The 14,565-nt window shown below is 70.8% G+C and carries 12 protein-coding genes; 6 read left to right on the forward strand and 6 right to left on the reverse strand.

Annotation, left to right across the window (positions count from 1 at the left end; all coding sequences use genetic code 11):
• Positions 1–19 precede the first annotated feature (19 nt).
• Complete coding sequence (locus V6R91_RS25100) at positions 20–1,459, reverse strand: helix-turn-helix domain-containing protein (protein WP_219085056.1); 1,440 nt, start codon at positions 1,457–1,459, stop codon at positions 20–22.
• A 109-nt stretch (positions 1,460–1,568) separates the two neighbouring features.
• Here V6R91_RS25100 and V6R91_RS25105 point away from each other — a divergent pair, with 109 nt between their 5' ends.
• Positions 1,569–3,437: a phosphoenolpyruvate carboxykinase (GTP) gene (locus V6R91_RS25105; RefSeq protein WP_271062836.1), complete on the forward strand. Its 1,869-nt coding sequence runs from the start codon at positions 1,569–1,571 to the stop codon at positions 3,435–3,437.
• Between the two features lie 122 nt (positions 3,438–3,559).
• On the opposite strand, the gene V6R91_RS25110 is transcribed toward V6R91_RS25105, so the two are convergent.
• From V6R91_RS25110 to V6R91_RS25125, 4 genes are all read right to left on the reverse strand, one after another.
• Complete coding sequence (locus V6R91_RS25110) at positions 3,560–3,856, reverse strand: META domain-containing protein (protein WP_219085058.1); 297 nt, start codon at positions 3,854–3,856, stop codon at positions 3,560–3,562.
• 262 nt (positions 3,857–4,118) lie between these two features.
• The gene (locus V6R91_RS25115; RefSeq protein ID WP_336397514.1) at positions 4,119–5,465 is read right to left on the reverse strand and encodes a hypothetical protein; all 1,347 of its coding nucleotides are present in this window, start codon (positions 5,463–5,465) and stop codon (positions 4,119–4,121) included.
• Between the two features lie 226 nt (positions 5,466–5,691).
• Positions 5,692–7,569 (reverse strand): ABC transporter ATP-binding protein, encoded by a 1,878-nt coding sequence (locus V6R91_RS25120; RefSeq protein ID WP_336397515.1) that lies wholly within the window; start codon positions 7,567–7,569, stop codon positions 5,692–5,694.
• A 58-nt stretch (positions 7,570–7,627) separates the two neighbouring features.
• Positions 7,628–7,834, reverse strand: a complete 207-nt coding sequence (locus tag V6R91_RS25125) for a helix-turn-helix domain-containing protein (protein WP_271060058.1) — start codon at positions 7,832–7,834, stop codon at positions 7,628–7,630.
• Positions 7,835–7,987: 153 nt separating this feature from the next.
• On the opposite strand from V6R91_RS25125, the gene V6R91_RS25130 reads away from it, so the two are divergent.
• Entirely contained in the window at positions 7,988–8,908 is a 921-nt protein-coding gene (locus V6R91_RS25130; protein ID WP_271060063.1) for an NADP-dependent oxidoreductase, read from the forward strand.
• Between the two features lie 51 nt (positions 8,909–8,959).
• On the opposite strand, the gene V6R91_RS25135 is transcribed toward V6R91_RS25130, so the two are convergent.
• A complete protein-coding gene (locus V6R91_RS25135) occupies positions 8,960–9,565 on the reverse strand; it encodes a TetR/AcrR family transcriptional regulator (RefSeq protein WP_336397517.1) in 606 nt (201 codons plus the stop codon).
• Between the two features lie 144 nt (positions 9,566–9,709).
• On the opposite strand from V6R91_RS25135, the gene V6R91_RS25140 reads away from it, so the two are divergent.
• The 4 genes from V6R91_RS25140 (at position 9,710) to V6R91_RS25155 (ending at position 14,541) form a co-directional block, all read left to right on the forward strand.
• A complete protein-coding gene (locus V6R91_RS25140; RefSeq protein ID WP_336397518.1) occupies positions 9,710–10,660 on the forward strand; it encodes an alpha/beta hydrolase in 951 nt (316 codons plus the stop codon).
• Positions 10,657–12,321 carry a flavin-containing monooxygenase gene (locus V6R91_RS25145; protein WP_336397519.1) on the forward strand — a complete coding sequence of 555 codons (1,665 nt, stop codon included), beginning with the start codon at positions 10,657–10,659 and terminating at the stop codon, positions 12,319–12,321. The genes V6R91_RS25140 and V6R91_RS25145 overlap by 4 nt, the downstream gene beginning before the upstream one ends.
• The gene (locus V6R91_RS25150; protein ID WP_336397520.1) at positions 12,318–13,064 is read left to right on the forward strand and encodes a glucose 1-dehydrogenase; all 747 of its coding nucleotides are present in this window, start codon (positions 12,318–12,320) and stop codon (positions 13,062–13,064) included. Before V6R91_RS25145 ends, V6R91_RS25150 begins: the two co-directional genes overlap by 4 nt.
• A gap of 145 nt (positions 13,065–13,209) precedes the next feature.
• Entirely contained in the window at positions 13,210–14,541 is a 1,332-nt protein-coding gene (locus V6R91_RS25155; RefSeq protein ID WP_336397521.1) for an alpha/beta hydrolase, read from the forward strand.
• Positions 14,542–14,565: the final 24 nt, after the last annotated feature.

Below are 14,565 nucleotides of genomic sequence, written 5' to 3' on the forward strand. Positions count from 1 at the left end.
GGGCGCGATCGCGCCGCGCTCACTCCTCGGCGTGCCGGTCGAGGAACGCGTACACCTCGCTGTCGTCGACGCCCGGGAACGCGCCGCGGGGGAGCGGGGAGAACATGTGCGTGTGCACGCGGGCGCTCGGCCACGCCTTGCCGCGCCAACGCTGGGCCATGCCCGTCGGCGGTCGCCGGCAGCACGACTCATCCGGGCAGGTCGACTGCGCCCGGTGCGTGGTCTCCCGCCCGCGCCACCACCGGGCATCGTCGAAGGGCACGCCCACGGTGATGGAGAAGCCGCCGCCGTCGGTCGAGCCGGTCTGCGTGGAGCACCAGTAGGTGCCCGAGGGAGTATCCGTGTACTGGTAGTGCTCCGTCGTGCGGTTCTGCTGCGAGAACGCCGCGCGGGCGGAGAAGTGCCGGCAGACCGGCTGTCCTTCCACGGAACCGGTCACGTCCATGGGCAGCGGCAGGTCGTCGTTCTCGTAGACGCGGGTGAGAGCGCCCGTCTCGTCGACGCGCAGGAAGTGCAGCCGCATGCCGAGGTGGGTCGTCATGAGGTTCGTCATGCGCATGCCCGCGGCCTCATGGGTGACGCCGAAGGCATCGCGGAAGTCCTCCACCGCGAGGTTTCGGTCCTTCTTCGCCTGCTGGAGGAACGCGACGCCCGCGGTCTCCGGGATGAGGCAGCACGCGGCGTAGTAGTTGATCTCGAGTCGCTGCTGGAGGAAGTCGGCGTAGTCCGTCGGAGGGGTGTGACCGAGGAGGCGATGCGCCATCGCCTGCAGCGCCATCGAGCGCAGACCGTGGCCGCCGGGGATCGACGCGGGCGGGAGATAGATGCGCCCGTTCTCCAGATCGGTGACGGAGCGCGTCGAATGGGGGAGGTCGTCGACGTACAGCAGCTCGAAGCCGAGCTGCTCGGCCATGATGCTCACGGTCCGGTGGGTCAGCGCCCCGGAGGTGTGCCCGGCGGCCTTGAGCTGCTTCTCGGCCAGCGCCTCGATCTCGGGCAGGTGGTTGTCCCGGGCACGCATCCGCAGGCGCAGCTCGGTGTTGGCGCGTCGCGCCTCCTCCGGCGTGGCGATCGCCTCGCGCTCGCGCCGCAGGAGCTCGCGGTGCAGGCCCAGGATCGACTCGATGGTCTCGTCGCTCATCCCCTTGGTCACCCGGACGGGGGCGACGCCCAGCTGGCGGAACACCGAGCTGGACTGCGCACGATCGAGCTCGATCTCCAGGGCCGCGCGCCGGTTCGGGGGCTCGCCGGAGATGAGGTCGGAGACCTCCGTGCCCGTGGCGTCGGCGATCGCCTGGAGCAGCGACAGCTTGGGCTCGCGCTTGCCGTTCTCGATGAGGCTGAGCTGGGAGCCGGCGACGCCGACGGCGGCGCCCAGCTCGTCGAGGGTCAGGCCCTGTCTGGTGCGGTGGTGCCGGATGCGGTGTCCGAGGGTGGTGAGCTCGAGTCCTGAGGGCATTCCTTGATAATAGCGAAAGAAAGTGTGTTCTTACGACCGGAATCGGTGCAAAACGCCGACAAAATGCGCGGAGACTGGGTGCAACGCCCGCCTCTTACAAGGAGCAGACATGGTCATCGCCGAGACGTCCCGCCCGACGCTTTCCCCCGTCGCCCCCGTCCGGGAGTTCGGGGCGGCACCGGAATACGACACCCCGGCGTTCGCCGAGCTGGCCGCGTGGGTCGAGGAGATCCGTGCGCTGACGCAGCCCGACCGCGTGCACTGGGTCGACGGCTCCCGCGCCGAGAACGACGCGCTTCTGCGCGGCCTCGTGGACGAGGGCAAGATCATCAAGCTCAACCCCGAGTGGCGCCCGGGCTCGTACCTCGCCCGCTCGCACCCCAGCGACGTCGCGCGCACCGAGGCGCGCACCTTCATCGCCTCCGAGAAGGAGGAGGACGCCGGGCCCACGAACAACTGGGCCGATCCCGCCGAGATGCGCGCCACCATGACCGAGATCTTCGAAGGGTCGATGCGCGGTCGCACGATGTACGTGGTGCCGTTCTCCATGGGTGCGGTCGGTGGACCGCTCTCCCACATCGGCGTGCAGATCACCGACAGCGCGTACGCGGTCGTCTCGATCGGTATCATGACCCGGGTCGGCGACGCCGTGACGCGCCAGATCGCTGGCGGCGCCCCCTGGGTACGCACGGTCCACTCGGTGGGGGCACCGCTGGAGCCGGGGCAGGATGACGTCGAGTGGCCCTGCAACGACGAGAAGTACATCGTGCACTTCCCGGACACGCTCGAGGTCTACTCGTACGGCTCCGGGTACGGCGGCAACGCGATCCTCGCCAAGAAGTGCTTCGCGCTGCGTATCGCCTCCGTGATCGCCCGCGACGAGGGCTGGCTCGCCGAGCACATGCTGCTGATCCGCGTGATCTCCCCGGAGGGGAAGGCGTACCACGTGGCCGCGGCGTTCCCGTCGGCGTGCGGTAAGACGAACCTCGCGATGCTGCGCCCGACGATCCCGGGCTGGAAGGTCGAGACCCTCGGCGACGACATCACCTGGATCCGTCCGGGCGAGGACGGGCGCCTGTGGGCGATCAACCCCGAGGCCGGGTTCTTCGGCGTCGCGCCGGGCACCGGCGAGTCCACGAACGTGACCGCGGTCGAGACCCTGTGGGGCAACACGATCTTCACCAACGTCGCCCTCCGCCCGGACGGCGACGTGTGGTGGGAGGGGCTCACCGACGAGGCGCCGGCGGAGCTCATCGACTGGCAGGGCCAGCCCTGGACCCCGGACTCGGGTCGGCCCGCGGCCCATCCGAACTCGCGATTCACGGTGTCGGCGGCGCAGTGCCCGCAGATCTCCGACGACTGGGAGGAGTCGGTTCCGCTCGACGTCATCCTGTTCGGCGGGCGTCGTGCCAGCAACGTCCCCCTGATCGTCGAGGCCACCGACTGGAGCCACGGCGTCTTCCTCGGAGCCACGATCTCGTCGGAGCGGACCGCCGCCGCGGAGGGCACGGTCGGGGAGCTGCGCCGCGACCCGTTCGCGATGCTCCCCTTCTGCGGATACAACATGGGCGACTACTTCGCGCACTGGCTCAAGGTCGGGCGTTCGGTCCGTTTCGACCGCCTGCCCCGCATCTTCCAGGTGAACTGGTTCCGCCGGGGCGCGGACGGGCGCTTCCTCTGGCCGGGATTCGGGGACAACGCCCGGGTGCTCGACTGGATCATCCGTCGCATCGAAGGCGACGTCACCGCCGTCGACAGCCCGATCGGTCGTCTGCCGCGGATCGAGGACCTGAACCTCGACGGCGCGGACGTGACCGCGGAGGACCTCGACGAGCTGTTCGCCGTGGACCCCGCGTCGTGGAGCCGTGAGGCCGAGTCCACCGAGGAGTTCTTCGCCACCTTCGGGGATCACCTCCCCGCCGCGCTCAACACCGAGCTCGCGGCGCTGCGCCACCGGCTCGCGGCCGTGTCGCGCTGAGGCGACTGCCGCGCGGGGCAAGGCCCCGCGTGGCGGACACAGACCCGCGGCGGCGGGATGTCAGGGATGAACAGGCTGAGTGGTCCCGGGCATCCCGCCGCCGCGTCCTTGCGTGCGTTCGGTCAGTCCGCCGGGGCAAGGTGCCCGACTGTCGCCCCTGAGTCGTCGAGGACGACGATCCCCTCTGCATCGCGGATGACGCTGTGAGCTCGGATGAGCCAGTTGTCGATGAGACAACCAGCTTCCGTCAGGTTGCCGTACCCGTCGAACGTGATGACGTCGTTCTTCGCTGTCCAGGAACCGCCGACCGTGTTGCATCCGTCATAGCCGCTCAGGGCTCCGCCCTCGGCAATCGTGAGGAAGACCGCGCTGCTCGGACCTTCCCTCCATGTGCCGATGGGGAGATCGTCGATGGTCACGGGCACCGTTGACCTGGGTGGGGGCGAAGAGTTGGCCTCTTCCTTGGATGTTCCCGCTCCGTCATCCGGACTTGTGCACGCGGTCAGTGACAGGAGGAGAACAACGGGTATCGCCTTCCAGAGACCAATCGGCCGAGCGTCTTTACTCATCTTCTCTCCGTCGTTGCTTCATCCTGGTCCGTGTTGCTCGCTGTCGTTACGGGGGGCCGATTCCGGTTGGGGCCGTGGAGTCATCGCGACCGGAACGAACTCCTCCCGTGCTTCAGGGGATCGTGTTTCCCGCAGCATCGATGACCAGGTTGACGCGAGTCTTCCACAGAGCATTGTTCACGCGGCTGAACGCGGACGGGCCTCCCGGCCATGCGCGGCCATGATGAACCCCCACCGCTGTCGAGCCAACGAACCATGGTCCTCCGGAGTCTCCGGGCGCAGTCATTGCTGCCTGCATGCGGCACAGCCCGCCCACGATGTAGGTGACGCCGTTATCCGGAACGGTAGCCGTGGTGTTGACGTCACAAGCCGCCACGTTTCCGCATTTTCTGTCCGTCGTCTTTCCATAGCCACACACATGTACGCCGCTGGTGACGCCTGCGCGACTGTTGAAGACCGCAAGAGGCCTTCCGTGTCCCACGAAAGTCAGGCCGCTCAAGCCGTACTTGCTGTGGTTCCATCGGAAGTCTCCGCCACCAGGTCCTGATTCCGTCGAGATGGAGTACGGGTAGGGAGAGTGGAAGGCGTCCGGGGTGCCGTCGTAAGAACCGGTACCTGGACAGTGTCCAGCCGTGAGGATTCCGAGCTCGTTCCCGCCTTTGCGTTTCACGGGGAACGCTCCTGTGCAGACGTCAGCGATCACGCGCGCGCCGTGCAGGAGCTCAGGGGCAGCGATGAGCGAAACATCCATGGGCACGTACTCGACGGCAAACCCGGTCGGGAGAGCGAGGCCCTCTGTGGCTTGCTCGATCAGGCTCGCGGTGCGTTTCGTGACGGGGTCACCCGCGACGGAGCGTCCGTACTCCACGACGATGACACGGCGGTCATCGTCCGCGTACGTGCTGAACGTCGCGAGGGATCCGAGGTGCTCAGTCAGTTCCCTATGGAGATCGGAGGCGAACTGCTGATAGACAATCTCTTTCACGCCGTAGTCGCCCCGGAGCGTGACGCCGCCGATGCCTGCGAACCGATCGCTCACTCCCTCGGGCACTGCGCCGACGAACCACACGGTGCCGGAGCGCTGGTCTGGATTCACTCCCCAGGCGCTGAAGTCCTCCGGATACTCTGCGCGGAGCTTGTCGACGGCCATCGCGAAGGCGACCCACCAGACGGGGACACCGGTGCGTGCCGATTCCTCATCCAGGGCCATGATCTCCTCCTCAGTCATCGGGTGCTGGGCCACGTCGTCGCGGGGAAGCAGCACATCGCCCGCAGGTCGCGCGGATGAAGGTGCTTTCCCTGCGGGCGAGGACAACGTCGATGTCGCCGGGGTGGCATCGACGTCCATTGTTGATTGCGCTCCAGTAGCTCCGATGAGAAGAGCGATTGCCGCGAGCGAGGCGCTCGCTCCGATGAGGGCACGTTTTCGCATGAGAATCCTGTCCTTCCGCGTCTTCACCGCTCCGTTGCGGCGAAGTAGGGAAGGTCTACCAGAGCCGTCACCTCGGAACAAGAGGGTCACTCTCCCTAGAGTGCATACCAGAACCTGCACGCTTCCTGCGGGGAAGCACCGTTCCCGCGGAGGAGCACGTCAGATTCCTCCGCGCGAGACGTACTTCTCCGAGGGATCGGCACGGGGTGGCCGGAGTCTGCGGGACCGCGTCCCACCGGAACGCCCCTGAGGGTCAGACGAGGAGCTGGTGGCGGGCGAGGTCGCGGTAGAGCGGAGTGGACTCGATCAGCTCGTCGTGCGTTCCCTGGCCCACGACGTCACCGTCCTGCAGCACCACGATGCGGTCGCTGTCGACCACGGTCGACAGCCGGTGCGCGATCACGATGAGGGTGCGTCCCTCGGCCACGGCGTCGATCGCCTCCCGCATCCGCTGCTCGTTGACGCCGTCGAGCGAGGACGTGGACTCGTCCAGGAGCAGGATCGGCGCGTCCGTCAGGAGGGCGCGGGCGATCGCCAGGCGCTGGCGCTCGCCGCCCGAGAGCATGACGCCGTCCTCGCCGACCGGCGCGTCGAGGCCGAGGGGGCTCCGCTCCAGCACGTCCGCGAGGTTCACCGCTCGAAGGACCTGCTCGCACGCCGCGTCGGTGGCGTCGGGGGAGGCCAGCCTGAGGTTGTCGGCGAGCGTGCCCGCGAGCGTCGGGGCGTCCTGCTCCACGTAGCCGAAGTGCGCACGCAGGCGCTCGCGGGAGTAGGTGCGGATGTCGTGCCCGTTCAGGCGGATGGATCCGCCCGTGGGGTCGTAGAAGCGCTCGACGAGCGAGAGGATCGTGCTCTTTCCTGCACCGCTCGGGCCGACGAGGGCGACGCGGGATCCGCGGGGCACGGAGAACGAGACGCCGCGCAGGACGTCCTGGGCGGCGCCGACGGGGTCGGCATCGGCCTCCGCGCCGACGTGCGCGTCCGCCAGGAGCACGCGCGCCTGCTCAGCGGCGGCCCGCCGGGCGGTCACGACGTTCTCCGGATACCGGAACCGCACGTCGCGGAACTCGATCGCGGGCGCGCCGGCGACGGCGTGCGTGCTCGCCTCGTCGGGCTCGTCGCCGTCCGACTCGATCGGCAGGTCGAGGACCTCCTGGATCCGTCCGAGGGCTCCGAGCGCCTGGTTGACGGACGTGATCGCGCCGAAGGCCGATCCGAGCGGCATGATCAGCAGGAAGAGGAACATGATGAAGATCACGAGGTCCGCGATCGACAGGGCGCCGGACGCGACACGGAAGCCGCCGACGCCCAGCACGACGAGCAGCGACAGCTGCATCGCGATCCCGGCGACGGGGACGACGAGGGCCGAGACCTTGGCGATCCGCACACCGAGACCGTAGGCCTCGGCGGCCAGGCCGCTCACGGCGGCCGTCTCGCGCTCGGTCGCGCCCGAGGCGCGGACGGTCCGGATCGATCCGACGGCGCGCTCCACACCGGACGCGAGTTCCCCGACCTTCTCCTGCTGTGCGGCGGATGCGGTGCGGATGCGCGTGCTCAGCAGCACCACCGCGGCGACGGAGGCGCCGATGACGAGAACGATGAGCAGCAGCAGGATCGGGTCGATCAGGAGCATCGCCACGATCGCGCCGACGAAGAGCAGCGCGTTGCCGATCGCGTCCGCCAATCCCTGCGTGAGCACGGCGTAGAGGAGGGTCGTGTCGGTGCCGACCCGCGAGACGAGGTCGCCGGTGCGGCGGGCGTCGAACTCGCTGATCGGGAGATGGAGGATCCGGGCGATCAGCCGGCGGCGGCTCGAGTGCACGACGGCGGTGCCGGTGCGCTGCAGCAGGTAGTGCTGGTAGCCGGAGATCAGCGAGGACACGACGACGAATCCGACGAGCAGCCAGATCAGAGCTCCGAGCGGCAGTTCCTTCTGCACCCGGTCGATCACCTGCCCGACGAGCACGGGCTGGACGAGCGTCGCCGCAGCGCCGAGGATGCTGAGGATCGTGACGAGGACGAGCACCTTCTTGTGCTCGAGGAGGAACGGGAGGAGCTGGCGGAACGTCGCGCGGGGGCCGTCCTGCGGTGCGCGGCGTCCACGACGGCGTGCTGTCGCCGGGGAGGACATGGGGACCTCGTTCTGTGCGGGCCCGCACGGGCGGGCCGGGGAGCATGAGGGGGTGCTTCTATTGTCTGCCGTACTTCTTATGGGCTGCCTGCTTGGTGACGCCGAGGGCGCTGGCGATCGCTTGCCAGGAGTATCCGGCCAGACGCGCGCGGCGCACCTGGGTCTCCTCGGCGCGGGCGATCTCGCGGCGGACTCCGGCGAGACGGTGCAGCTCGGCGATCGGTTCGCCGTCCGGGTCGGTGGCGAGAGCGGTGTGCGTGGTCATGTCGTCAATCATGGTTGACCCACGGAGGAATGTCAATGAACGTTGACGATCGATCGTCCGCGGGGTGACGGATCGTCCGGTGATCGGGCGGATCCGCGCCACAGGCTCGCAGACGGGGTGAGGATGGAGATCCACCGAACCGAGAGGGACCGCATGCGCGCCGCCGTCTACGACCACTACACCCAGGACCCGGACGAAGTGGTCGTCCGGGACGTCGCCGAGCCGAAGCTCTTCCCGGGCTCCGTCCTCATCGAGGTGCGCGCCGCGGGGGTGAACCCGGTCGACTGGAAGGTCATGGCCGGCTACCTCGAGGGGCTGATCGACGCCCGCTTCCCGGTCATCCCCGGCTGGGATGTCGCGGGCGTCGTGGTGGGGCTCGGCGTGGACACCCCGGAGTTCACGATCGGCGACGAGGTGATGGCGTACGCGCGCAAGGACGTGGTGGCCGACGGCACGTTCGCCGAGCGCGTCGCCGTGTCCGCGCACGCGGTGGCGCACAAGCCCGCCTCGCTGAGCTGGGAGCAGGCCGGCGCCCTGCCGCTCGCGGGCGGGACGGCGCTGCGGACGATCGACGCCCTCGGCGACCTGGACGGGCGCACCCTCCTGGTGCACGGCGCAGCCGGCGGCGTGGGCGCCCTCGCCGTGCAGATCGCCGCGGATCGGGGCGCGCGGGTGATCGGGACCGCCTCGGAGCGCAATCACGAGTACCTGCGCGGACTCGGCATCGTCCCCGTCGTGTACGGCGAGGGACTGGCCGAGCGAGTGCGCGCGCTGGCGGGCGGACCGGTGGACGCCGTGGCCGATTTCGTCGGCGGGCAGCTCGACACCACGCTCGCGGTGCTCCGGGACGGCGGGCCGCATGCGTCCGTGGCGGACGCCACGGTCCCCGAGCACGGCGGGCGGTCGATCTGGGTACGCCCCGACGCCGCGGAGACCGCGCGCCTCGCCGCCCTGGCCGACGCCGGGCGCCTGCGGGTCGAGATCGCCGGCACCTACCCGCTCGACGGGGTCGGCGACGCGTTCCGGGCGAGTCGGACCGGTCACACGCGCGGCAAGCTCGTCATCGTGCCCTGAGCGCTTTCCGGAGCGGCCGCCGCCACCCGGCGCGGGGCGGCTGCCGTCGCCTCACCTCGCCGGAGCGCGGTAGGCCGCCCACATCGCCGCGGTGACGGCGGCGAGTCGGTCCTCGTCGACGGGATGGCCGCCGGCGCGGCGACGGAACGCGACGTGAAGCGGGGCGAGGAGCACCATCGCCGTGATCGCCGCGTCCTCCTCGTCGTCGACGACACCTCCGTCACGGAGCGCCCGCGCGAGGCGATGGGCACCGGGGAGCGCGTCGGGGAGGAGGCGCGCTGCGAGCCGGGCGTCGGACTCGGCGGCCTCGTAGACGGGGCGCATGAGGTGCGCGGTGTCCGCCCAGTTGGCGAGCGCGCCGGCGATCCAGCGGTGCAGCCCGGCGTCGTCGCGCGAGCGCAGCAACGCGGCGAGGTCGTCGTAGCTCGGCTCGAAGCCGTCCGCGGCCCGGGACATGATCTCCTCCAGCAGCGCCGCCTTGCTTCCGAAGTGCAGGTAGAAGGTCGCTCTGCTCGCGCCCGCGTGCGCGGCGATGTCGTCGATCCGGGTGTGCGGGTATCCCGTCTCGGCGAAGACCTCGATCGCCGCGTCCACGAGGGCCTCCCTCGTGGCGGCCTTCTGGCGCTGGCGAAGCGGGACCGGGCGGGAGTGTTCCATGCGTCGATACTAGACACGTTCGCGTAATCGTCTAGTCACGAGACGGCATGACCGGTGGATTGACGCGGTGTCAGATCCTTGGTGGTGTGGGGGAGCGCATCGATGGCCGATGCCGCCAGGGAGACGAAGCCGAAGGAGGCTCCCATGTCCCACCCGTACGACCCCGAGTTGGCGCCCGCGATGCCGTATCTGCCCGACATCGACCTCCGCGACATCGAAGGAACCCGCCGGCGACTCGCCGAGGCTGCGGCGGTGCTGCCGCCCTACGAGCCCGGACCGGGCGTGCGCCGCGAGACCGTCACCGTGCCGGGGGCGGATGGTGCTCCTGCTGTGCCGATCGAGCTGCTGCGACCGGATGGTGTCGGTCCCGCTCCGGTCGTCGTGTGGTTCCACGGCGGCGGCTTCGTGCTCGGAGACGCGGCGGAGTCGCTGCCGTTCCTGGAGACGGTCGTGCACGCGTCGGGATCGATCGCCGCCTCGGTGCAGTACCGGCGCTCGCCGGAGTCCGTCTTTCCCGCAGCGATCGAGGACGGCGTCGCCGCCGTCCGCGGACTCGTCCGCGACGCGGAGCGCCTGGGCATCGACCCGGACCGCATCGCGATCGGCGGTCAGAGCGCCGGCGGTGCGCTCGCAGCCGGTGTCGCGCTGCGTCTGCGGGATACCGGGGGACCGACGCTGCGACTGCTCCTCCTCGACGTCCCCGTCACCGATGACCGTGTCTCGTCCGAGTCGGCGCGGGCGTACGAGGACACACCGATGTGGAGCCGGCGCAACGCCGAGCTGAGCTGGCGGGTGTACCTCGGCGAGGGGAGGACGGCGGATGCCTATGCCGCGCCCGCGCGGGCGTCGGATCTGTCCGGCCTCCCACCGACGTTCGTCTCCGTGAACCAGGTGGACCCGTTGCGCGACGAGGGCCTCGAGTTCGCCCGTCGCCTCGCCCAGGCGGGCGTGCCGTGCGAGGCGCACCTGTATCCGGGCACGTTCCACGCCTCGGCGAGCATCGCTCCGGCCGCGCGCGTGTCACAGCGTCAGCTCGCGGACATCCGAGAGGCGTTCGTCCGCGCGCTCGCGCCCGTCGCGGAGGCCGCGCGATGACGGCCACGGACGCCGACGTCGTCGTCGTCGGCGCCGGATTCGCCGGGATCTACGCCGTGCACGCGCTGCGCGGACGAGGGCTCCGCGTGACCGGGTTCGAATCCGGGACCGGCGTCGGCGGGACCTGGTTCTGGAATCGGTATCCGGGTGCCCGCTGCGACGTCGAGAGCCTGGACTACCAGTACGCGTTCGATCCGGGGATCAACGACGGCTGGACCTGGAGCGAGCGGTACGCGACGGCCCCGGAGATCCTCCGCTACGCCGACTGGGTCGCGGACCGTCTCGGAGTCCGCCCGGCGTTCCGTTTCGGAACGACGGTGACATCGGCCCGCTACGACGAGCGAGAGGCCGTCTGGGAGGTCGTGACCTCGGACGGGACGACCACACGGGCACGGTTCGTCGTCGCGGCCAGCGGATCGATCTCGGCGACCTCCGTCCCGCCGTTCGCGGGCGTGGAGGACTTCGAGGGACTCTCCCTCCATCCGGGACGCTGGCCGCACGACGGCGTCGACCTCTCCGGGGCCCGCGTCGCCGTGATCGGGGTCGGATCCTCGGGCGTGCAGCTCATCCCGGAGCTCGCCAGGACCGCGGCCGAGCTGACGGTCTTCCAGCGCACGCCCGCGTACACGATCCCCGCGCGCAACCGCCCGCTCTACGCGGACGAGGTGATCCGGGCGCGGAAGCGGGCGAGCCAGCGCGCCGACCGGCGACGCGCATCGCCCTCGGGGCTGTCGGACATCTTCACCACGCAGACGCTGCGCGACACCCCGGAGCCGGAGCGTTCCCGCCGGCTCGACGAGGCGTGGAAGCTCGGCGGGAACCTCTTCTTCACGACGTTCATCGATGCGCCGGTCGATCCGGAGTCCAACGAGCGCCTCGCCGACTACGTCCGCGACCGCATCGCGGAGACCGTCGAGGATCCGGAGACCGCGGAGGCGCTCACCCCGAGGGACTACCCGATTGGCGGCAAGCGGATCGTCACGGACACCGACTTCCACGCGACGTTCAACCTCCCGCACGTCGACCTGGTCGACCTCCGTGCGGATCCGATCGAGCGCATCACGCCCCGTGGTGTCGCCACGCGGACCCGGGAGCGCCCGTTCGATGTGATCGTGTACGCGACCGGCTACGACAACCTCACGGGCGCGTTGACGCGCGTGGACTACCGAGGTCGGGACGGTGTCGCGCTGGCGGATGCCTGGCGCGACGGCGTCCGGACGTACCTCGGGATACAGACGGCGGGGTTCCCGAACCTCTTCATGATCACCGGCCCGCAGTCGCCGTCCGTCCTCGTCAACATGTTCGCCGCGATCGAGCAGCACGTCGAATGGGTCGTCGACGCGATCACGCGCCTCGGCACCGGCGGCGCGGCCATCGAGCCGCGGGAGGCGTCCGAGCAGGAGTGGTCCGAGACCGTCGAGGCGGCCTTCGGACGCACGCTCAAGACCCGCGCCCGCTCCTGGTATCGAGGGCAGAACATCGAGGGCAAGCCGACGAGGGCACTCGTGTATGCCGGCGGCCTCCTCGACTACCGCCGGCGTTGCGACGCCGAGGCGGAGAACGGCTATCCCGGGTTCCACCTCACCGGAGCCGAACCCGTGTCCGCGGCGGGGAGCGCCGGGGCGACGACCACCACCATCGCGAAGGAGTACCAGCCATGACCGGACGACTCGACGGAAAGCGCGCGCTCATCACCGGCGCCGCCCGGGGGATGGGAGCCGCGCACGCCCGCGCTTTCATCGCCGAGGGCGCGCGCGTCGTGTTGGCGGACGTCGCCGACGACGAGGGGCGCGCCCTCGCCGCCGAGCTCGGCGACGCCGCGCGCTACGTCCACCTCGACGTGACGGACGCCGAGGGATGGGCCGCTGCGGTGCGTGTCGCCGAGGAGGAGCTCGGAGGCCTCGACGTCCTCGTGAACAACGCGGGCGTCTTCCTGCGCGCGCCCCTCGACGAGACGACGCCGGAGACCTGGCATCGCATCCTCGACATCAACCTGACCGGTCCGTTCCTGGGCATGCGCGCCGCGCTCGGCGCCCTGACGGCCTCGGGACGCGGATCGATCGTCAACGTCTCGTCCACCGCGGGCATGGAGGGCTACCCCGGCTATCACGCGTACGGCGCGTCGAAGTGGGGGCTGCGCGGGCTGACGAAGTCCGCCGCCCTCGAACTGGCATCGGTCGGGATCCGGGTCAACTCGCTCCATCCGGGCGGCGTCGCCACCCCGCTCATCGAGGCGTTCCGCGAGATCACCGACGCGGATCTCGAGGGAAGCACGCTCACGCGGCTCGCGCGTCCCGAGGAGGTGACCGGGCTCGTCGTCTTCCTCGCGGGAGACGAGTCGAGCTACTGCACGGGCGCCGAGTTCGTCGTCGACGGCGGGATCACCGCGGGAACTCTCGTCTGACACGGCCGGCCGTCGGTCGTCCCGCCGCGCCGCGACGCCGGACGGGGGGATCATCCCCGGGGATGATCCCCCCGCGACCAGGGGATGACGATCGCCGCGTCGGCGGCGCGTAGCGTCGTCGTCACGCCGATCGACCGGAGGGCCCATGCCGTACCTCGACCTCGCCCTGGCCGGGGGCCTTCTCGCCACCCTGCTCGCCGCCGCTCTCCGCAGGCGGCGGAGCACCGCGCTGGTCTGGGCCCTCGGCGCGGTGACGGCGGCGACCGCCGCGGTCGCGCTGCTCTGGGAAGGACCCCGGTGGCAGCTTCTCGCGATCCTGGCCTGCGCCGTCCCGGTGACGGCCTACGCCGTCGGGGTCCGACGGATGCGTTCGGCCGGGGCACGGCGGACGATCGGGATCCTGCTGGCCGCCGTGGTCGCGGTGCCGGCGGCCGTCGCGTGGGGGCTTCCTCCCGTGCTCGTCCCGGCGCCCCGTGGCGAGCACGGGGTCGGTGTCGCCACGACGGTGTGGGTCGATGCGACGCGGGACGCACGTGGGGGAGGGAGCGCGGAGGGGGAGCGATCGATCCCGGCGACGATCTGGTACCCGGCGGCCGAGGCGGGCGGGACCAGGGACTACCTGCCGGACCGGGAGCGGGCGGATGCGCTGACCGGTGCGCTCGCCGCGCAGTTCGGTCTGCCCGCGATCGTGCTGGACGGCCTCGGCCGGGCGCGAGCGCACGCCTCGTGGGAGGCGCCGGCGGAGACGGGGAGCTTCCCCGTCGTCGTGGCCTCGCCGGGAGCCTCCGGATCCCGGTGGCTGATGCGGTCGTGGGCGGAGGAGGTCGCCAGCCACGGAGCGGTCGTGATCGTGGTGGACCACCCCTACGACTCCGCGTACGCCGAGCTCGCCGACGGGGGAGCGGCGCGAGGAGAGACCCGGGCGACGGGCGATGACGTCCGTGATCAGTCGGTGGCGGATCGCGCCGCCGCCGTGCGGGCCGCCGACCTGCGCGCCGTCGCCGATGCGATGGTGGCCGGCGACCCTCTGCCCGCGCTCGTCGCCGCGGATCCGACGCGCCTCGTCGCCGCGGGCCACTCCCTGGGCGGCGCGGCCGCGGTGGAAGCGGCCAGGACCGACGAGCGATTCCGCGGTGTGGTGGACATCGACGGGATGCCGCGCTCGCCGCAGGGCAGCGTCCTCGCGCGTCCCGCGGTGTTCCTCGTCGCCGGTGACGCCGACGCCAACCCCGCGTACGACGATGCCGTCGCGGGACTCCTCGACGCGGACGGTGCCCGCGTCACCGTGGACGGCGTGGCGCATTTGGGATTCGCGGACACGGGCCTGGCCCTGGCCCCGGTGCCGGGTGTGACCGGGGCGCGCGGATCCCACGGCGCTCGCATCGCAGCCCAGGCCACGGTCCTGGTCCTGGACGCCGTCGCGGACGGGCGCGCGCTCGACCGGAGCGCCCTTGCCGAACTGGGCCGCGTCGGGTGACGAGCCCGCGGTCCGGGTGGTCCG

Source organism: Microbacterium sp. CCNWLW41 (genome assembly GCF_037083505.1).

Bases quoted from the DNA above. Each gene is read 5' to 3' on its own strand.
- V6R91_RS25130 (WP_271060063.1), top strand. From the start codon at position 7,988: ATGCGCGCCGCCGTCTACGACCACTACACCCAGGACCCGGACGAAGTG.
- V6R91_RS25120 (WP_336397515.1), bottom strand. From the start codon at position 7,569: ATGTCCTCCCCGGCGACAGCACGCCGTCGTGGACGCCGCGCACCGCAG.
- V6R91_RS25105 (WP_271062836.1), top strand. From the start codon at position 1,569: ATGGTCATCGCCGAGACGTCCCGCCCGACGCTTTCCCCCGTCGCCCCC.
- V6R91_RS25150 (WP_336397520.1), top strand. From the start codon at position 12,318: ATGACCGGACGACTCGACGGAAAGCGCGCGCTCATCACCGGCGCCGCC.
- V6R91_RS25125 (WP_271060058.1), bottom strand. From the start codon at position 7,834: ATGACCACGCACACCGCTCTCGCCACCGACCCGGACGGCGAACCGATC.
- V6R91_RS25100 (WP_219085056.1), bottom strand. From the start codon at position 1,459: ATGCCCTCAGGACTCGAGCTCACCACCCTCGGACACCGCATCCGGCAC.
- V6R91_RS25140 (WP_336397518.1), top strand. From the start codon at position 9,710: ATGTCCCACCCGTACGACCCCGAGTTGGCGCCCGCGATGCCGTATCTG.
- V6R91_RS25155 (WP_336397521.1), top strand. From the start codon at position 13,210: ATGCCGTACCTCGACCTCGCCCTGGCCGGGGGCCTTCTCGCCACCCTG.
- V6R91_RS25135 (WP_336397517.1), bottom strand. From the start codon at position 9,565: ATGGAACACTCCCGCCCGGTCCCGCTTCGCCAGCGCCAGAAGGCCGCC.
- V6R91_RS25145 (WP_336397519.1), top strand. From the start codon at position 10,657: ATGACGGCCACGGACGCCGACGTCGTCGTCGTCGGCGCCGGATTCGCC.